Genomic DNA, 19,870 nt, shown 5'->3' with positions numbered 1-19,870 from the left:
TTTTGTGTCTTATTAAAATTCTACATTTAGACTTAAAAGGAATGTTCTACTTTTTGGATAACTAAAATAATCGATACCAAAAGTTTGAATACCTCCAACTGGGCTTCCTGTATTAATTTCTGGATCAAAACCAGTATAATCTGTTATTACAAATAAGTTTTGACCAGTAATAGATACACGAAGGTTTTTAATACTATTACCAAGGCCAAATGATTCTGGTGTAAAATTATATCCTAAAGTTGCATTGTTTAACCTTAAGAAACTTCCGTCTTCTAAATACCTTGTAGAAACTAAATTAGAATTTGTAGCAGATTCATCTAAATATTCTACAGCTCTGTCAGTTGTGTTAAAAGAATTTGCTAAGTTTCCTTTGTTAAAAGAAGACATGGCAACATGGTTATAAATTTTATTACCGTCAGCACCATTAAAGTTTAAACCTAAATCGAAGTTTTTGTAATTAAAGTTTAAATAAAATGCATAGATGTAATCTGGCAAAGCGTTACCAGCAACAATACGATCGTCATCTAAAATTTCTCCATCATTATTTGTATCAGCAAATTGATTTAATCCATCATCACCAATTCCTATAAATTCTTGCATGTAAAAAGCACCAATAGATTCTCCATCTAAAACTCCGTTAATTGTAGCTCCTGTTTGTCCTGAACCTTGTGCAGCACCAGTTGTTAATATTTGATAAGGAGAATTGACTACTTCGTTTTTTGTGATAGAAATATTACCTCCAATATTGTAAGAGAAATCTTCACTTAACCTATTGTTATAATCTAAAGCAATTTCAATTCCGTTGTTTCTAATTTCCATATTTGGGATGTTAGTCCAATAACTAGATACAGGCACAATAGGATCTGTAGGTGCAACTTCTAATAAAATATTGTCTGTAATTTTACTAAAATAATCGATTGTACCTGTTAATTTGTTACCAAATAAACCAAAGTCTAAACCAATATTTGTTTGTGTAGACACTTCCCATTGAATATCAGGATTTGCCAAACGAGTAAAGATAGATCCGTAGGGATATCCTGCTAAATCTGAAGTACTTGAATCTAAAGGATATGTATCATTATCGGTATTACTTTCTGTATAACTTGCTTGTGTTATTTTAGAAGGAATTTCTTGACTACCAGTTTGTCCCCAACTTGCTCTTAATTTTAAGTTGTTGATGTGATCAGAGTCTTTTAGGAAACCTTCTTTATTAATGTTCCATCCTAAGGCAACAGAAGGGAAATATCCATACCTATTATTTTCTCCAAATTTAGAAGAACCATCTGCACGCATTGTTGCGGTAACTAAATACTTATCATTATATGTATAATTTACTCTACCAAAGAAAGACTGTAATTCATTTTTAGTAGCGTAAGCAGATTGTATAGTTTGTTGGTTAGCAGTTTCTAGCTGATATCTTGGTTCTACACCATTATCAGGAAAACCTTCTAAGTAAAATTGTTTCTGACTAACTTCCGTTTGTTGAAAAGAATGACCTAATAAAAAAGTAAAGCTGCTTAACTTTTTGTAAAGACTATATGTTAAGGTGTTTTCTACAAGTGTATTGCTGTTTTTTGTAGTTGCTGTATTTACACTACCTAAAGTTGTATTTGTTTCGGTAGCATAAGGCATATATTGTACATCTCTTTCTGTAATAGAATAATCTACACCAACATTTAATTTATAGGTTAAACCATCTATAATTTTATAAGAAGGAGAAATGTTTGCTAAAATACGGTTATTATTTGTGTAGTCTCCGTAAATAGATTCAGCAATAAAAGGGTTTAAAATATCGTTACTTAAATTTCCAATTAATTCACCATTTTCATCATATGGAGTATCAGTTGGGTTTAAACTTAACATATTACCAACAACAGAACTAGAATTTGGTCTTGTATTATCTAACTTGGTAGCAGTTAAATTAAAGGTTACATTTAATTTATCTTCAATTGCCTTTTGAGTTAAGTTTAAACGACCAGAGTAACGCTTTAAATTACTATTTCTTAAAATACCTTCTTGGTCATCTACACCAATAGAAGCAGCGTAAGAAGAATTATCTGTACCACCGCTCATAGAAAAGTTAATGTTTTTAGAAACAGCTGTTCTTGTTAACTCATCTTGCCAATCTGTAGATTCACCTCCATCTAATAAAGTACCATTTACAGCATTTACATTAGTTCTAAATTCATCAGCATTAAAAACATCCACTTTATTAGCTAAAGAAGAAAAACCGCTAGAAAGTGTTAGGTTTATTTTTGTTTTACCTTTTTTACCTTTTTTTGTTGTAATTACAATTACACCATTGGCAGCTCTAGAACCATAAATTGCAGCAGAAGAAGCATCTTTTAAAACTTCTATACTTTCTATGTCTTGTGGGTTGATAAAGTTTAAAGGGTTAGAAGCAATACCATTACCAGAATTGTCTAGCGCAAAACCATCTACAATATAAAGTGGAGTAGTACCAGAACGTAAACTACCAACACCTCTAATAACCACATCTTGTGTTGCACCAGGCTCACCACTATTAGAAGAAACATTTACACCAGCAACTTTACCTTGTAATAACTGACCTGCGTTTGCAACAACACCTTGGTTAAAATCTTCACTTTTTACAGAAGAAATAGCACCAGTAACATCAGATCTTTTTTGAGAACCATAACCAACAATTACAATTTCATCTAAAGCACTAGCTTCTTCAATAAGTGTTACATTTAATTTTTGATTACCAGAATAAAGAACTTCTTTTGTTTGATAACCTAAATAAGAAAATATTAAAATACCATTTTTATCATTTAAATTAATAATAAAATTACCGTCAAAATCAGTTGTTGTTCCTGTATTCTGGTTTCCTTTTAAAACTACAGAAACATTAGGTATTGGTATACCATCAGCATCAGAAACTACGTTTCCTGATATTTTAACTTGTGCATTAGAATAAGATAAACATCCTAAAACAAGTATTAAAAATAAATAAATTTTTTTCATTTAATTAAGTTTTTGTTTGCTGTAAATGTAATTTTCGGAAAACCCTATTAGGGGTGTTTTTGTTTCTTGAAGGCGGATAAAATGTTCAAATTGGTTTAAAAAAGAAACAAATAGGGTGTTGTTTTGTTACAGTAACAATTACCTAACGTTAAGAAAATCCTACAATAACAAAGTAATTAATTAAATTGTTCTTTAAATTCTTTAGGACTTTTGCCAAAATGCTTTTTAAAAGCTCTACCAAAATATTTTGGGTCGTTGTAACCGCACTCAAAACTGATTTCAGAAATGTTTAGTTTCTTTGTTTTTAGTAAAGCTTCTGCTTTTTGCAGTCTTAAAGACATGATAACATCCGAAGGTGATTGTTTTAAACGTTCTTTAAATAAACGGTAACATTTAACTCTAGAAACGTCTAATAAATCTACTAACATTTCAACATTAAAAGAAGGATTGTGTAGTTCTTTTTTTATAATTTCTAAACTCTTTTTTAGTAGTTTGTCATTGGCTGTTACAATAAGATCTTTGTCTGTTAAGATGTCAAATATTTTTTGTTGAAATTGATTTTCTTTTATAGAAATGTGTTTCTTATTGATGAGTGATTCCATCTTTTTTGTGATGAAAGATTGACTAACAGGAAGCTGAACAAGGGTGTCTATACCAAACTCTATAGATTCTTCTCTTAACTCGTAATTAATATCTTCTGAAATGTAAATCATAGGAATTTCTTTTCTTTGTATTTCATCAGAATTATTAAGAAAATATAAAAGTTCTTTAGAAAATGTAACTTGATATAAAACAATAATATTAATTGGAATTTGTTTTATGGCAGAATTTAAATTGCTTGCATAATTTTCAAAAATTAAATTATAATTATTTTGTTCTAATATTTGATTTGCAGTTGCAAAATTTTCTTCATCACTAAAAATTAATACATTTTTTTTATCTGTAGATAAGTTTTCTTGTTCATTAAAATGTTTCCAAGAAATGGTTTCTATTTGTTTGTCATTAGTATTAATTGTAGAAATAGGTATGCGTAAAGCTACTTTAAATTTTGTTTTAAAATTGTGGTTAATAAATTCACCTTTTAAATCAGTTAAAAGTGTTTGCAGCGCTTTAAAATAAGGGCTATAATGTAAGACACTATACCAATTATTTCTTAAAAGACTGCTGTTAGAGGTTGTTTCTATAAGTAAATTAGAGTCTTTATGGTTTATGTTTACATCTAATTTGCTTCCTGTATCGGAGTATTTAGTAATGTCATTAAACAAATATTGTAGCATTAATCTAAAGCGTAAAACATCAATTTCTACCCAATTAATAGTGGCATCAATATTAAAATTGAAATCAACTTTATTACTATGTAATGATTTTTCTAGTTTACGAATGCTACTTTTTAAAACAGGAAATAAGTTAATTGCTGAGGTTTTTATAGAACCAATATCTTTAATGTGACTTAGGTAGTTCCATTCTGAAATAAGTGTTACTAGTTTATTAGATTGTTGAAGGATACTTTTTTTATTTTCAGAATTTTCTGATAATAAATTAGCTTTTTTAATGATTTTAGAAACAGGTTCTTGAAATTCTGATAGCACAAAGGTTTTAAATTTTTCTATTTCAAAATCTTCATTTTTAAGATTGTTATGTAACTCTAAAAGTTTTTCTTTTTGAAGTAAAATTTCTTTATTCTTTTCATCTAGCTTATTGTTTATAGATTGTAAATCTTTTTTCTGATTTTCAATAACTTTTGTACGTGCTACAATTTTGTTTTCTAACTTTTTTTGTTGTGCAATTACAGATTTGTTTTTTATGTAAATAAATACGACAGCACTAATTAAAATAATACCAGATAATAAAACGTAGAAGAGAATAGTTTGGTAAAATGGTTTTTTTATATGTAAAGTAAATAGCACAGCATTTTTACTGTTTTTACCTTCTTTAACTAAAAATTTGTATTCACCAGGTATAAGATTACTGTAACTTATTTCGTTATTAACGTTTAATAAAATCCAGCTACTGTCATGTCCTTCTAATTTGTAATAAATGTTTTTTTCTACTTTTATAGGAAATCGGATAGGAACTAAATCAATATCAATATGATTATTGTTGTAGTTTTTTACAATGTTTGATGTGTAGTTTTCATTATAATCAACTAATAGTTTAAGCTTTGCTTTAGAGTTATTAAACTGAATATTGTTTGGGTTAAAATAATTTAAGCCATTGATGCCTCCAAAATACAAATCTCCTTTTACGTCTTGATAATAAGCGCCTTCAGAGAATTCAGAAACTTGCCAACCGCCTTTGGGATAAAAAGCTTTTACTAAAAAATTATTTTTATTTATAACTGCAATACCTTTTGTTGTACTTAACCAAATTTCTTTTTCGTTATTTAAAATGCCATAAACCAACTGACTAGGTAGGCCTTCTCTTTCTGTAATGTTTTTTACAATGCCTTTTTCTTTATCAAAAATACTTAAGCCTCCCATTGTGGCAATCCAATAATACCCGGTATTTTTATCCTTATAAACAGCATAAATACTATTACTTAATAAGCCTTTATCTGTGTTTATAGTTTGTAATTCACCATTTTTTAAATCTGTAAGCTTAATTTTTTTACCATTAGAATTTGTTTTTATTTCTTCTTTATGATAATTAGAAAGCCCTTTTTGTACTTCAATTTTTTTTAGTTTTCCTTTTTTAACATCTAGTAATTGCAAACCGTTATATTCTGTAGCCAAAATAAGTTCATTGTCTAGAAATTTTAGATTCCTGATGTGATATTTAGACAATAAATCTTGTCCATTAAAAGCTTCGAATCTATTAGTCATTAAATTAAATTTAGCAACACCACCCCAACAAGCAATCCATAATTGTTTGTTGTTGTCTTCGTAAATAGAATAATTTCGGTTATTAGGAAGATTGGAAAGTTCATTAGCTTCATATAAAAAATAGTCACCATTTTTTTTAATTTTAATGATTCCAGCATAAGTACCTGCCCAAATAGTACCATCAGAAGCAGTAAATAAAGACCTTATACGTTTCCAATCAGGTTGATAGTTGGCTTCTTTAATGGTGAATTTCTTGTAGTTTTTAGACTCTGAATTGTAAGAATATAGTCCTTTTGTATAGTAACCTAACCAAAGCTTACCTTCTGTATCCTTTGTAATTGCACGTAAAGTTTCATTAGGAATATTTGGCGATTCTAGAGGATGTGGAGCAATAGAAACAATTTTATCAGAATTAGAATAAGCCATACAAATTCCACCATCTTTTGTGCCTAACCAAATATTACCAAAAAGATCTTCATGCAACGTTTCTATTTCATTACTATTAAAACTTGATGAAGAATAAGGATCTTTTAGATAATTTTCTATATGATATTTATTACCTCTATTTAGTTTATTCTTAATTACATATAAACCATTTTTAAGAGTTGCATACCATATGTTACCAGTTTTATCTTTTAGGATGTCATTAATAATTAGGTGAGGATATTTTGTTAAAAGAATGTTTTTTAAAGCTTCATTTTCTTTATTATTAGGTAATTTATCTATTTTTTGAAACTGACCAGATATAAATTCATAGCAATTAATTGGAGTGCAGACTAGAATATTACCATTTCTAGAAATAGAAATATCATTTGGTTTTTCTTTAAAAGTGTAATTTTTAAACTTCTTATTCCCAATGTATCTGCTAATTTTAGCATCTTCAGTAATAATCCATATTGTCCCCTTAAGATCTCTTTTAATTTTTGTTATAAAATTACCTGCAATGCTATTTTTATCATCAATATCGTTTTTAAAAATGGTAAATGTATAACCATCAAAGTAATTTAAACCATCCCAAGTTGCAATCCATAAACCACCATTAACATCATTTTCTATATCTTTTACAGAGTTATTAGAAAGTCCTTTATTAACAGAGAAGTTTTCAAACTTAATCTCTTGTCCAAATGTTTGTAATAATATAAAAAAAGCGAGAAAAGTGACTCTTGTCATGTTGTATATTTAAACCTACAAGCGTACAATAACAAGGTTACTTAAACGTGAAAAATGCGTTAAGTAAAAGAAAATATTTTTAGATTTATATTCTGATTACTGAAAGATATGTCCAGACGATAAAGAAAATTTGCAATGGTATTCTAAACCATAAATAGTTTATGTCATTGCCGTTAAAAGTTCCTTTTTGGTAGTTTATTTTATGTAAAGAGGCGTAAATATTAGCTGGTAACATTAATAAAAGAAAAATGATAAGTGCCCAACCTGTTACAACTTTAAGTTTTGGAATTATTAAACCTACTGCTAATAGTATTTCTAGAATACCTGTTATATAAACTAAACTTATTTTATTCGGGATGAATTTAGGAATCATCATAGACATTCCGTTAGTAAAAACAAAATGTCCGATTGCAGTAAATAAGAGCATTGTAGACATTGCAATTCTTGCAGATAATTCTAGGTCATATTCATTTTTAATGATTTTTACGATAAAAATTGAGATTGTAAAACTTAATACTAAAACAATTAAAGGTTTCATGTTTTCTAATTTTATTCTGATACAAAAATCAGAAAAGAAAAAATAAATAAAATGAACCTAAGTTAAGTAATTCGTTTTCTTATTCTACTAAGTGCTTGTGGGGTAACACCAATATAAGAAGCAATATATTTTAATGGAACTTGTTTTAGTAAATTTGGTCTGTTTGTAAATAGGTCTAAATATCTTTCTTCTGCAGTTTTACTCAATAAAGAAAGTTCTCTTTTCGATTTTATTAAAAACATATTTTCTGCCATTTTTCTACCAATTATATTTCCATTTTTGGTTTTTTTATAGACTTCTTGTAAATCTTTATTTGAAATTCGCCACAAAATAGTTTCTGTTAATGTTTCAATTTGATATTCGGATGAAGTTTGTGTTAGAAAAGAATCATAGGCTGTTACAAATTCATTTTCGAATAAGAAGCCAAAAGTTAAATCAGATTCTTCTCTTGGAACATAAAGTCTTACAATGCCTTTAGAAATAAATGAGATGTAATTTTCTGTTTTACCTGCTTTTAATAAGACAGTATTTTTATTTAATCTTGCCTCTTTTAATTTTGATGAAAAAAACTTCCAATCAGAATCATTTAAAGGAGAAATAGTGTCAATAAATTTTCTGATTTGATGCATCTTAGTTTGATGTATTAATGCTATTGTATTTCTTCATTATCTTAATAACATCATCAATAGGTAATGATTCTTTTGTGTAGTTTTCTCTACCGGTCTTTGTTTTTGCAGCAAAAAGAGTAATAGCATTTAATTTACCTGTTTTTAAAACACCAACTTCAATTCCGTAATCTCTTGCTCTTTTGTTTTGAGAAAATAAAATGTTTGTAACTAATATAGTTAGTAAAGTTAATATTTTATTGTAAGTCATTTTGTTTTTTTGATAGAAGCTAAGTTAGTTTTTTTTAGCATGAAAAAATAATACATAGAGAAGCTATTCTGAAGCAAAAAAAATCCCAAACAAATTTGCTTGGGATTTTTTAATATTAAGATCCTGTTTCTGTTCGGGTCTCTTTTTTCTTCTCACCTTTGGTAATGTTAATTGTGAGTTTGTTTTTATCTTCATCAAAATCCATGGAAATTGTATCTCCTTCATCTAATTTAGAATTCACAATTTCTTCAGCTAAAGCGTCTTCAATGTATTTTTGGATAGCTCTTTTAAGAGGTCTCGCTCCGTATTTTTTATCGAAACCTTTATCTGCAATATAATCTTTTGCTTTTTCGCTTAAGTTTAAAGTATAACCTAAGTTAGAAATTCTATTTAGTAATTTATCTAATTCTATGTCTATAATAGAATGAATATCTTCTCTTTCTAAAGCATTAAATACAATTACATCATCTATTCTGTTTAAAAATTCAGGAGCAAAAGATTTCTTTAAAGCACCTTCTATAACAGATTTTGCATGTGCATCTGCTTGTTCTTTTTTAGAAGAAGTACCAAAACCAACACCACCACCAAAATCTTTTAATTGTCTAGCGCCAATGTTAGAAGTCATTATAATAATGGTGTTTCTAAAATCGATTTTACGCCCTAAACTATCCGTAATATGTCCGTCATCTAAAACTTGTAATAACATATTAAATACATCAGGATGCGCTTTTTCTATTTCATCTAAAAGTATAACAGAATAAGGTTTTCTTCTTACTTTTTCTGTTAACTGTCCACCTTCTTCATAACCAACATATCCAGGAGGAGCACCAATTAAACGAGAGATAGCAAATTTTTCCATGTATTCGCTCATGTCAATTCTAATTAGAGAATCATCAGAATCAAATAATTCACGAGCTAAAACTTTAGCTAATTGAGTTTTACCAACACCAGTTTGTCCTAAGAAAATAAAAGAACCAATAGGTTTGTTAGGGTCTTTTAAACCAACTCTATTACGTTGTATTGCTTTTACTACTTTAGTTACTGCCTCATCTTGTCCAATTACTTTTCCTTTGATTAAACCAGGTAACTCGTGTAAACGATGGCTTTCTGCTTCTGCAACTCTATTTACAGGAATACCTGTCATCATAGAAACAACTTCTGCAACATTATCTTCTGTTACAATTTCTCTATTTAATTTAGAGTCATCTTCCCATTGTTTTTGAGCAGAATCTAAAGCAGCTTCCATGTTTTTTTCATCATCACGTAGTTTAGCAGCTTCTTCGTATTTCTGACCATTAACAGCTTTTGTTTTTCTTTCTCTAATGATTTCTAATTGCGCTTCTAACTCTAAAACTTGTTGAGGAACCACAATATTTGTAATGTGAATTCTAGAACCCGCTTCGTCTAAAGCATCAATAGCTTTGTCTGGCAAGTATCTATCAGTCATATATCGATTTGTTAAACTTACACAAGCATCAATAGCATCGTCTGTAAAATTAACATGATGGTGTTCTTCGTATTTAGCTTTTATATTATGTAAAATTTGAACAGTTTCTTCAACAGAAGTAGGTTCTACAATTACTTTTTGAAAACGACGTTCTAAAGCGCCATCTTTTTCTATGTTTGTTCTAAATTCATCTAGCGTAGTTGCGCCAATACATTGTATCTCACCTCTTGCTAAGGCGGGTTTTAACATGTTAGAAGCATCTAAAGAACCTGTAGCTCCACCAGCACCAACAATGGTATGAATTTCATCAATAAAAAGAATAATATCATCGTTCTTTTCTAATTCGTTCATTAAAGCTTTCATTCGTTCCTCAAACTGACCTCTGTATTTAGTACCAGCAACTAAACTAGCTAAATCTAAAGAAACCAGTCTTTTATCAAATAAAATTCTAGAAACCTTACGTTCTACAATTCTTAAAGCTAAACCTTCTGCAATGGCAGATTTACCAACACCAGGTTCACCAATTAACATTGGATTATTTTTCTTTCTTCTACTTAATATTTGAGAAACTCGCTCTATCTCTTTTTGTCTACCAACAACAGGATCTAATTTTCCTTTTTCTGCTAAATCAGTTAAATCTCTACCAAAATTATCTAATACCGGAGTTTTAGATTTCTTTACAGTTTTTCCTTTTTGAGGCTGCCCAAAAGGGTTTTGTTTTTCTGATGCATATTCATCATCAGAAGGAGTTTCTGCAGTTGGGTTTGTGGGTAAATCATCCGTATCTAAATCATCTACATGTAGTTGTTTATACAGGTTCTTAGCTTCATCATAATTAACGTGGTATTTATGAATTAGCTTAGTTGTAGGGTCATTTTCGTTTCTTAAAATACACAGTAATAAATGTGCTGTATCAATAGAATCGCTTTGATATAATTTAGCTTCTAAAAAAGTTGTTTTTAGTGCTTTTTCTGCTTGTCTTGTTAATCGTAAACTGGGTTTATCTGTACTTTCTGTAAAAGTTGGATTCGCAGGGTTTAGTTGTTCTAATTTTTTACGTAATAGTATTAAGTCAACATCAAATGTTGTTAAAATTTCTATTGCTTTCCCTTCTCCTTTTCTAATTAAACCTAACAGAAGATGTTCTGTTCCAATAAACTCATGCCCTAATCGTAGTGCTTCTTCTTTACTGAAAGTAATTACATCTCTGACTTTTGGTGAAAAATTATCGTCCATATTTCTTTCTATCTATAATTGATGTGTTGTAAATTTAGTCCTTTTTTTTTGTACTTAATTACAAAAAAGATGCCAATGGTAAAAAACTGACAGTTTGACTATCTTACTAAGGTAGAAAACTATTGGAAATCAGACAAATAAAATACTGTTAAAAATTTAGAAAAAATGTTGATAACTCAACTTAATTACAGAGGTTAAACCTTTGTAAAAAGTGAGAGAAATAGTATCTTGCCTTGTTTTAAAAAAATGATTAAATATTAATTAAATATATATATGGCAGACGGAGAAAAGTTAATTCCGATTAACATTGAAGAGCAAATGAAGGCTGCATACATCGATTATTCGATGTCAGTAATTGTTTCAAGAGCATTACCAGATGTAAGAGATGGTTTAAAACCAGTACATAGAAGGGTTTTGTATGGAATGCATGAATTAGGAATTAAAGCAACTGGGTCTTATAAAAAATCAGCAAGAATTGTTGGGGAAGTTTTAGGTAAATATCATCCACACGGAGATACTTCTGTATATGATTCTATGGTGCGTATGGCACAAAACTGGAGTGTACGTTACATGATGGTTGATGGTCAAGGGAACTTTGGTTCAGTTGATGGAGATTCGCCAGCAGCAATGCGTTATACAGAGGTGAGAATGCAAAAAATATCAGAAGAAATGTTAGCTGATATTGAAAAGGATACTGTAGATCATACTTTAAATTTTGATGATACACTGCAAGAGCCAACAGTTTTACCAACAAGAATTCCCGGATTATTAATAAACGGAGCTTCTGGTATTGCGGTAGGTATGGCAACAAATATGGCACCTCATAACCTAACAGAAGTTATAAATGGTACAGTTGCTTATATTGAAAATAGAGATATTGAAATTGACGAGTTAATGCAGCACATTTCTGCTCCAGATTTTCCTACAGGAGGAATTATTTATGGATATGATGGCGTAAGAGATGCTTTTCATACAGGGCGAGGGCGTATTGTAATGCGTGCTAAAGCTGTTATAGAAGAAGTTAAAGGGCGTGAGTGTATTATTGTTACAGAAATCCCTTATCAAGTAAATAAGGCAGAAATGATTAAAAAAACTGCCGAACTTGTTAATGATAAAAAATTAGAAGGAATTGCGAATATTCGTGATGAATCTGATAGAAATGGTATGCGAATTGTTTACATTTTAAAAAGAGATGCAATTCCTAATATCGTTTTAAATAAGTTGTTTAAATATACACAGTTACAAACTTCTTTTAGTGTAAATAATATTGCATTGGTTAATGGTAAACCAGAGCAATTAAATTTAAAACAGTTAATTCATTACTTTGTAGAACATAGGCACGAAGTTGTTGTTCGTAGAACAGAGTTTGAACTTAAAAAAGCAGAAGCAAGAGCACATATTTTAGAAGGATTAATTATTGCATCAGATAATATTGATGAGGTAATTGCTATTATTAGAGCATCTTCTAACGCAGATGAAGCTAGAGAAAAGTTAATTGAGCGTTTTGAGTTAACAGAAATTCAAGCCAAAGCAATTGTAGAGATGCGTTTGCGTCAATTAACAGGTTTAGAGCAAGATAAATTACGTGCGGAATATGAAGAAATCATGTTAACAATAGCAGATTTAAAGGATATTTTAGCAAACGAACCAAGACGTTACCAAATTATTAAAGATGAGTTATTACTTATTAAAGATAAATATGGTGATGAACGTAGATCTATTATAGAGTATGCAGGTGGAGATATGCGTATTGAAGATATGATTCCTGATACGAAAGTTGTGGTAACGATTTCTAATGCAGGATACTTAAAACGTACAAATCTTGATGAATATAAAGTTCAGAACAGAGGAGGACGTGGACAAAAAGGTGCTACTACAAGAAATGAAGATTTCTTAGAACACTTATTTGTCGGGACAAATCATCAATATATGATGTTTTTCACTCAAAAAGGAAAAGTGTTTTGGATGCGTGTTTATGAAATTCCGGAAGGTGGTAAAAACACCAAAGGTAGAGCAATGCAAAACCTTATTAATATAGAGCAAGATGATAGTGTAAAAGCATTTTTGGTTACAGAAGACTTAAAAAATGAAGAGTATATCAACAGCCATTATGTAATTATGGCTACTAAAAAAGGTCAAGTTAAAAAGACTTCTTTAGAACAATATTCTAGACCAAGAACAAATGGTATTAACGCAATTACTATTAAAGAAGGGGATGAGTTATTAGAAGCGAAATTAACAACAGGAGATAGCCAAGTAATGTTAGCGTTAGCTTCTGGTAAGTCTATTCGTTTCGAAGAAGCTAAAACACGTCCAATGGGTAGAACTGCGTCAGGTGTTAGAGGAATTACTTTGCAACATGACAATGATGAGGTAATAGGAATGGTTGCTGTAAATGATATGGAAAGTAATATTCTTGTAGTTTCTGAGAGAGGATATGGAAAACGATCTAAATTAGAAGATTATAGAATTACTAATAGAGGTGGTAAAGGTGTAAAAACTTTAAATATTTCGGAAAAAACGGGTAAACTTGTAGCTATTAAGAACGTAGATGATTCTAACGATTTAATGATTATTAATAAATCTGGTATTGTAATTAGGATGTCTGTAGAAGATTTAAGGGTTATGGGACGTGCAACGCAAGGTGTTCGTTTAATAAACATTAAAGAAGATGATAGTATTGCTGCAGTTGCCAAAGTAGTACATGAAGAAGACGCGGAAGAGGAATTAGAAAATGGCACGGAAATTGAAAATGATTCAACTGAAAATCAAGAATAACAAATAAATTAATAAATAGTAAAATGAAAAATCAGATATTGGCGTTAACATTAGGAATGCTTTCATTAGCAACTTATGCGCAAAAGGATGAATTAAAAGCTGTTGAAAAAGCAATTAAAAAAGGAGATTTACAAGAAGCTAAAGCTGTTATAGCAACTCTTGAAGAATCAGAAGACTCTATGGATTCTAAGTACAAAGGAAAATATTTGTACTTAAAAGGTGTTTCTTACGGGGATTCTAATGTAGAAAAAGCTGCAGAAGCTTACAATCAATTATTAGAGTTTGAAAAGGAATCAGGTAAGCAAAAGTATACTAAAGAAGCTCAACCAAAATTATCAGAATTAATACAAACGGTTTCTAACAAGGCAATTGAGGAGTATAATGCTAAAGATTATAAAAATGCTAAAGGAAATTTTGCATTAACTTATAAATTAAGCCCAAGAGATACCACTTTTTTATATAATGCAGCAGTTAGTGCATCATTAGATGAAGATTATGAATCGGCTCTTGATTATTATAAAGAATTAATAGAGGTAGGATACACTGGTATTACTACACAATATTTAGCTGTTAATACAGCAACAGGACAAGAGGAAGATTTAGGTACTAAATCTAATAGGGATAATATGATTAAGTTTGGTAAATATACAACACCAACCGATAAAGTTTCACCTTCAAGAAAGGGAGACATTATTAAAAATATGGGGTATATTTATGTTAATCAAGGAAAACCAGAATTAGCAATTGAAGCTTTAAAAGAGGCTAGAAAAGGAGATCCAAAAGATATTAATCTTTTATTAAATCAAGCTCAAATGTATATTGAGTTAGAACAAATGGATAAATTTGGTGAGTTAATGCAAGAAGCAGTAGAGTTAGATCCAACAAACCCAAGTTTATTTTTTAATTTAGGTGTTGTTAATGCAGGAGAGGGTAAAACTGAAGAAGCTATAGGGTATTATAAAAAAGCAATTGAGTTAAAACCAGATTATGGAGATGCGTACATGAATTTAGCAATTGCTATTTTAAGTGAAGAAAAAGCTATTGTAGATGAAATGAATCAAAACTTATCTAATAATAAAAAATATACTGAATTAGAAGGTAAACAAAAAGAAGTTTATAGAAAAGCGCTTCCTTATTTAGAGAAAGCAGATTCATTAGGTAGAAATATGGATACGGTTAGAACTCTTTTAAATCTTTATGATACTTTAGAAATGGAAGAAAAAGCAGATGCTTTAAGACCTATTTATAAAGAAATGAGAGATCAATAAAATTTCTTAATTGATAATATAAAAAAATCCGAAACTTAATTGTTTCGGATTTTTTTTATATTATTTTTTTAATAACTCTTAATTTGTGTGTGTGCTTTTGAAGGTCTGCATTAAAAATTCCACTATGGTCTAAGGTGTCAATTCTAACTTTACCATGAGCATGAATAATGTGGTAATCATTTAAGATAATACCTACATGTATAATTTCTCCTTCCTCATTGTCAAAAAAAGCCAAATCACCAGCTTCACTCTCTTCAATAAAACTCAAAACTTCTCCCTGTGTTGCTTGTTGTTTTGCATCTCTTAAAAGATGATAGCCGCAAAGTTTGTAAACAATCTGTGTAAAACCAGAACAATCAATACCAAAAGGAGTTTTTCCTCCCCATAAAAAAGGAGTGTTTAAAAAATTAAAAGCTGTTTTTAAAATATCACTTTTAAGCATTTTTTCTGAGGTAACTGCACCTTCAAAAATATAATTTTTGGTATTTATTTGAAGTTGCCCGTTATTATAAAGCGGTAAGTTTGCACTTAAAGGAATGGTAGTTAACTCATTTTTATTATTTGTGATAAAATCTATTATTTCTGCAGAATAAAAAGGTTTTGATGTGGTTAAATTTATATAAAGTTCTTCAGAAATATTTTCGAATTGTTTGTTGTCAATATATCCTTCATAATTATCAAAAGTTAAACAGATTTTACTCCATTCTTTTTCAGATTCAATAATTTTAAAAGTTTCTCCAAATAATACTTGACTTATCATTTCTGATGAGTCTAAAGGTGTTGCTCTAAGAGGAACAATACTTAAATTACAAATGCCATAAAGCATAAAGTTCTATTGAGTTTTTTAGTAATTAAATTCTTTCTAAAATTATAGCACTTGCACCACCACCACCATTACAAATTGCTGCAGCTCCTATTTTAGCATTATTTTGTTTTAAAATAGACGTTAATGCAATAACAATTCTAGCGCCAGAAACACCTAAAGGGTGTCCAAGAGAAACGGCACCACCATTTGCATTCACTTTTTCATCTGTAATATTCAAAATCTTCATATTTGCTAAACCTACTATGGAAAATGCTTCGTTTAATTCAAAATAATCAACGTCATCTATAGTAATATTTGCTTTAGCTAACGCTTTTGGTAAAGCTTTGGCAGGTGCGGTTGTAAACCATTTTGGTTCGTGGGCAGCATCTGCAAAACTTTTTATTTTTGCAAGAGGAGTCAAATTTAATTCTTTTGCTTTATCAACAGACATTAAAACTAAAGCTGCTCCACCATCATTTATTGTTGATGCATTTGCGGCTGTAACTGTTCCGTCTTTAGTAAAAGCAGGTCTTAAAGTTGGAATTTTTTCCATCTTAACATTTTTGTATTCCTCATCTTCAGAGAAAACAATTGGTTCTCCTCGTCTTTGTGGAATTTCTACAGAAACAATTTCATCACTATACTTACCTTCTTTCCATGCAATTGCAGAACGTTTATAAGATTGTATAGCAAAATTATCTTGGTCTTCTCTAGAAAATTGATACTCTTTTGCACATTCATCAGCACAAACTCCCATTGCTACTTTATTATAAACATCAACCAAACCATCTTTCTGCAGCCCGTCTTCTATGGTAATTGGTCCAAATTTAGAACCAGTTCTAGCATATTGATAATGAGGTATAGAACTCATATTTTCCATTCCTCCAGCAACTACAATATTAGCATCACCTGTAGCAATAGTTTGTGCCGCTAACATTATAGATTTCATACCAGAAGCACAAACTTTATTAATCGTTGTACAAGGTACCGTTTCCGGTATTCCTGCAAAAATAGCAGCTTGTCTTGCAGGAGCTTGTCCTAAACCAGCAGAAACAACATTTCCCATAAAAACTTCATCAACCAAACTTGGATTTAAGTCAATTTTTTCTAATGCTCCTTTTATGGCAATGGAACCTAATTTTGGCGCAGAAATTGTAGATAAACTACCCATAAAACTACCAATAGGAGTTCTTGCAACAGAGACGATTACTACTTCTTTCATAAATATTTTGCGTTTGTTTATTCTAAGATTGTGTGCTAAATTAACTAATTTTAATCAATTTTAGTTTTATTATTCAATTTGAATTTTTGACCTTGAAATTTTTATGGTAAGTTTGTAGATAGAAGATAAAAAACATGAACAATTTCGCAAATAAATTATATCAAAATAATGCCATTATTTACAAGGTAATTTTGTTTTTAATTACAACGATATCAATTGTTTATTTGTTTCCTAAAGGAGGGCAATTTAAATATGAATACAGTAATGGACAGTTATGGAAGTATGATAATTTATATGCACCTTTTGATTTTGCGATTCAGAAAACTGAAGCAGAAATAGCTTCTGAAAAAAAGGAAATTAGTGCAAATTCAAAATTATATTTTTCTCAAGATTTAGATGTAGAGCAAGCTGTTAAAAAGAACTACGAAATTAGAATTTCTCAGATTATTACTTCTGATAGTTTAAATGTAAATAATAGTGTAAGTTTAAAGGAGTTTGGTTTAAACTTAATCAATAAAATTTATACATCAGGTTTTTTAGAGGCAATAAGTGAAGATATAATAACAAATACCAACGATTTAGTATCTATAAGAAAAGGCAATGAAGTAAAAGATGTTGTCTTTAGAAACCTTTTAATGCCTTACGAAGTTTTAGAATTGATTAAAGGCAATGTAGATAAAATAAATGATTTATCTAAAAGACGTTTGATGTTAAATCTCTTATCAGAAATTATAAAACCAAATATATTTTATGATAAAGAATTTACAAACCGAATGATTGAAAATGAGATTAAAAATATCTCTTATACAAAAGGAAAAGTAGAGGTTGGTAAGTTAATAATTTTAAAAGGAGATTTTGTAGAAGGTAAAAAGTTAGCAATTTTAAATTCTTTAAAAAGTGAATCTGAATCTCAGGTCTGGACTAAATCTAATTCTAATTGGATTATTTTAGGATATACAATATTAGTTGCTCTAGCGCTTTTAACACTACTGTTATTTTTAAAGAAATATAGATTTGAAATTTTTAGTAATAACAATAAAGTTACTTTTATATTCTTTAATGTATTTTCAATGATTTTTATACAAACATTGGTTGTAAAATACAATTCAGAATATTTATATATTGTACCATTAACTATATTACCAATTGTTTTAAAAGCTTTTTTTGATGCTCGTTTAGGCTTTTTTACACATGTTTTAACAGTGTTGCTTTTGGGTTATATAGTTCCAGATAGTTTTGAGTTTATTTATTTGCAAATTATTGCCGGTATTGTAACTATTTTAACTGTAACAGAGCTTTATAAAAGAGCTAATTTATTTATTTCTGTAGCACAAATTACGTTAATTTATATGATAACGTATTTTGCATTTTCAATTATAAAAGAAGGGAATGTTTCTCAAATAAATTGGACTTATTTTATGCTTTTTGCTGCAAACGGATTACTATCTTTTTTGTCAATAATTATTATTTACATGTATGAAAAAGTATTTGGATTGGTTTCTGATGTTACTTTGTTAGAACTCTCTAATACAAATACAAAATTATTAAGAGAGCTAAATGAGAAAGCACCTGGTACATTTCAACACTCTATGCAAGTTGCTAATTTAGCTGAAGCAGCAGCTAATGAAATAGGAGCAAATTCTATGTTGGTTAGAACTGGTGCATTGTATCATGATATTGGAAAAATTCTAAATCCAATGTATTTTACAGAAAATCAATCAACAGGAGTGAATCCTCATAATGATTTACCTCCAAGAGATAGTTCTAAAATTATTACAGATCATGTTATAAAAGGAGTAGAATTAGCAAAAAAACATAACTTACCAGATAGAATTATTGATTTTATTAGAACACATCATGGTACAAGTATTACTTATTACTTTTATGTAAAAGAAAAAGAATTAAACCCGGATACAGAAGTAAATATTAAAAAATTCCAGTACAAAGGGCCAATTCCTTTTTCTAAAGAAACTGCAATTTTAATGATGTGCGATTCTGCAGAAGCAGCTTCTAAAAGTTTACAAAAACCAACAGCACAATCAATAAGTAATCTAATTGATAAAATAATTGATAAACAGATGTCTGATAATCAGTTTCTAAATTCTGATATTACATTTAGAGAAATAGAAATTATTAAGAAAGTAATCAAGAAAAAATTGATGAATATTTATCACTTACGAGTTGAATATCCTGAGTAAAAAAAATATTTAAAAAAAAGTGAAAAATATTTTGGTAAAATCTAATTCTAGTATTACATTTGCACTCGCATTTAAACAAATGCATTAAGTTCTTTAAAGGAGAGGTGCCAGAGTGGTAATGGAGCAGATTGCTAATCTGTCGACGGGTAACTGTCGCCAGGGTTCGAGTCCCTGTCTCTCCGCAAAATTTACTTAATTCGGGGTGTAGCGTAGCCCGGTCATCGCGCCTCGTTTGGGACGAGGAGGTCGCAGGTTCGAATCCTGCCACCCCGACATAGTTGTCGTAGCAACTAAAAAACTACGGGCTCTTAGCTCAGCTGGATAGAGCACCTCCCTTCTAAGGAGGCGGTCGAAGGTTCGAATCCTTCAGGGCTCACTTAAAGTCTTCTTAACCTATTGGTTTTGAAGGCTTTTTTGTTTTTAGGGGGGCGAGATAGGGGACTAAATTTTTATCTTATCTCTATATTTAGATTATCACTTCTTTTATTAGTACAATTCTTATTACTTCACGTTTATTTTTAAATT

General features: G+C 29.6%; 11 protein-coding genes and 3 tRNA genes. 6 read left to right on the top strand and 8 right to left on the bottom strand.

Annotated elements, in window-relative coordinates; all coding sequences use genetic code 11:
- Window positions 1–12 precede the first annotated feature (12 nt).
- From ACJJVY_RS06880 to ACJJVY_RS06855, 6 genes are all read right to left on the bottom strand, one after another.
- A complete protein-coding gene (locus ACJJVY_RS06880) occupies window positions 13–2,985 on the bottom strand; it encodes a SusC/RagA family TonB-linked outer membrane protein (RefSeq protein ID WP_405606262.1) in 2,973 nt (990 codons plus the stop codon).
- A 176-nt stretch (window positions 2,986–3,161) separates the two neighbouring features.
- Complete coding sequence (locus tag ACJJVY_RS06875; RefSeq protein WP_405606261.1) at window positions 3,162–6,977, bottom strand: two-component regulator propeller domain-containing protein; 3,816 nt, start codon at window positions 6,975–6,977, stop codon at window positions 3,162–3,164.
- An 85-nt stretch (window positions 6,978–7,062) separates the two neighbouring features.
- Entirely contained in the window at window positions 7,063–7,515 is a 453-nt protein-coding gene (locus ACJJVY_RS06870; protein ID WP_405606260.1) for a hypothetical protein, read from the bottom strand.
- Window positions 7,516–7,577: 62 nt separating this feature from the next.
- A complete protein-coding gene (locus ACJJVY_RS06865; protein WP_405606259.1) occupies window positions 7,578–8,144 on the bottom strand; it encodes a Crp/Fnr family transcriptional regulator in 567 nt (188 codons plus the stop codon).
- A gap of 1 nt (window position 8,145) precedes the next feature.
- Window positions 8,146–8,391, bottom strand: a complete 246-nt coding sequence (locus tag ACJJVY_RS06860) for a hypothetical protein (protein WP_405606258.1) — start codon at window positions 8,389–8,391, stop codon at window positions 8,146–8,148.
- Between the two features lie 115 nt (window positions 8,392–8,506).
- Entirely contained in the window at window positions 8,507–11,074 is a 2,568-nt protein-coding gene (locus tag ACJJVY_RS06855) for an ATP-dependent Clp protease ATP-binding subunit (RefSeq protein ID WP_405606257.1), read from the bottom strand.
- A 273-nt stretch (window positions 11,075–11,347) separates the two neighbouring features.
- On the opposite strand from ACJJVY_RS06855, the gene gyrA reads away from it, so the two are divergent.
- Together gyrA and ACJJVY_RS06845 are read left to right on the top strand one after the other, a co-directional pair.
- Window positions 11,348–13,852, top strand: coding sequence for a DNA gyrase subunit A (gene gyrA / locus ACJJVY_RS06850; RefSeq protein ID WP_405606256.1), 2,505 nt, complete (start codon window positions 11,348–11,350; stop codon window positions 13,850–13,852).
- Window positions 13,853–13,875: 23 nt separating this feature from the next.
- Window positions 13,876–15,120: a tetratricopeptide repeat protein gene (locus ACJJVY_RS06845; RefSeq protein WP_405606255.1), complete on the top strand. Its 1,245-nt coding sequence runs from the start codon at window positions 13,876–13,878 to the stop codon at window positions 15,118–15,120.
- Window positions 15,121–15,175: 55 nt separating this feature from the next.
- Here ACJJVY_RS06845 and ACJJVY_RS06840 read toward each other — a convergent pair whose 3' ends face one another.
- Window positions 15,176–15,946, bottom strand: a complete 771-nt coding sequence (locus ACJJVY_RS06840) for an NlpC/P60 family protein (protein ID WP_405606254.1) — start codon at window positions 15,944–15,946, stop codon at window positions 15,176–15,178.
- A gap of 25 nt (window positions 15,947–15,971) precedes the next feature.
- Complete coding sequence (locus ACJJVY_RS06835; RefSeq protein WP_405606253.1) at window positions 15,972–17,147, bottom strand: acetyl-CoA C-acyltransferase; 1,176 nt, start codon at window positions 17,145–17,147, stop codon at window positions 15,972–15,974.
- A 134-nt stretch (window positions 17,148–17,281) separates the two neighbouring features.
- Here ACJJVY_RS06835 and ACJJVY_RS06830 point away from each other — a divergent pair, with 134 nt between their 5' ends.
- The 4 genes from ACJJVY_RS06830 to ACJJVY_RS06815 all read left to right on the top strand — a co-directional run bounded on the left by ACJJVY_RS06830 (window position 17,282) and on the right by ACJJVY_RS06815 (window position 19,721).
- Entirely contained in the window at window positions 17,282–19,345 is a 2,064-nt protein-coding gene (locus ACJJVY_RS06830) for an HD family phosphohydrolase (RefSeq protein WP_405606252.1), read from the top strand.
- 98 nt (window positions 19,346–19,443) lie between these two features.
- Window positions 19,444–19,527 (top strand) — tRNA-Ser (locus ACJJVY_RS06825).
- A gap of 16 nt (window positions 19,528–19,543) precedes the next feature.
- Window positions 19,544–19,618, top strand: a tRNA-Pro gene (locus tag ACJJVY_RS06820).
- A 29-nt stretch (window positions 19,619–19,647) separates the two neighbouring features.
- Window positions 19,648–19,721, top strand: a tRNA-Arg gene (locus ACJJVY_RS06815).
- Window positions 19,722–19,870 lie beyond the last annotated feature (149 nt).

Source organism: Polaribacter sp. Asnod1-A03, assembly GCF_045063585.1.
Classification (GTDB): Bacteria; Bacteroidota; Bacteroidia; order Flavobacteriales; family Flavobacteriaceae; genus Polaribacter.
This window is presented reverse-complemented; position numbering and strand designations above follow the sequence as displayed.

Bases quoted from the DNA above. Each gene is read 5' to 3' on its own strand.
- ACJJVY_RS06880 (WP_405606262.1), bottom strand. From the start codon at position 2,985: ATGAAAAAAATTTATTTATTTTTAATACTTGTTTTAGGATGTTTATCT.
- ACJJVY_RS06870 (WP_405606260.1), bottom strand. From the start codon at position 7,515: ATGAAACCTTTAATTGTTTTAGTATTAAGTTTTACAATCTCAATTTTT.
- ACJJVY_RS06855 (WP_405606257.1), bottom strand. From the start codon at position 11,074: ATGGACGATAATTTTTCACCAAAAGTCAGAGATGTAATTACTTTCAGT.
- ACJJVY_RS06835 (WP_405606253.1), bottom strand. From the start codon at position 17,147: ATGAAAGAAGTAGTAATCGTCTCTGTTGCAAGAACTCCTATTGGTAGT.
- ACJJVY_RS06845 (WP_405606255.1), top strand. From the start codon at position 13,876: ATGAAAAATCAGATATTGGCGTTAACATTAGGAATGCTTTCATTAGCA.
- ACJJVY_RS06830 (WP_405606252.1), top strand. From the start codon at position 17,282: ATGAACAATTTCGCAAATAAATTATATCAAAATAATGCCATTATTTAC.
- ACJJVY_RS06840 (WP_405606254.1), bottom strand. From the start codon at position 15,946: ATGCTTTATGGCATTTGTAATTTAAGTATTGTTCCTCTTAGAGCAACA.
- ACJJVY_RS06860 (WP_405606258.1), bottom strand. From the start codon at position 8,391: ATGACTTACAATAAAATATTAACTTTACTAACTATATTAGTTACAAAC.
- ACJJVY_RS06865 (WP_405606259.1), bottom strand. From the start codon at position 8,144: ATGCATCAAATCAGAAAATTTATTGACACTATTTCTCCTTTAAATGAT.
- ACJJVY_RS06875 (WP_405606261.1), bottom strand. From the start codon at position 6,977: ATGACAAGAGTCACTTTTCTCGCTTTTTTTATATTATTACAAACATTT.
- gyrA (WP_405606256.1), top strand. From the start codon at position 11,348: ATGGCAGACGGAGAAAAGTTAATTCCGATTAACATTGAAGAGCAAATG.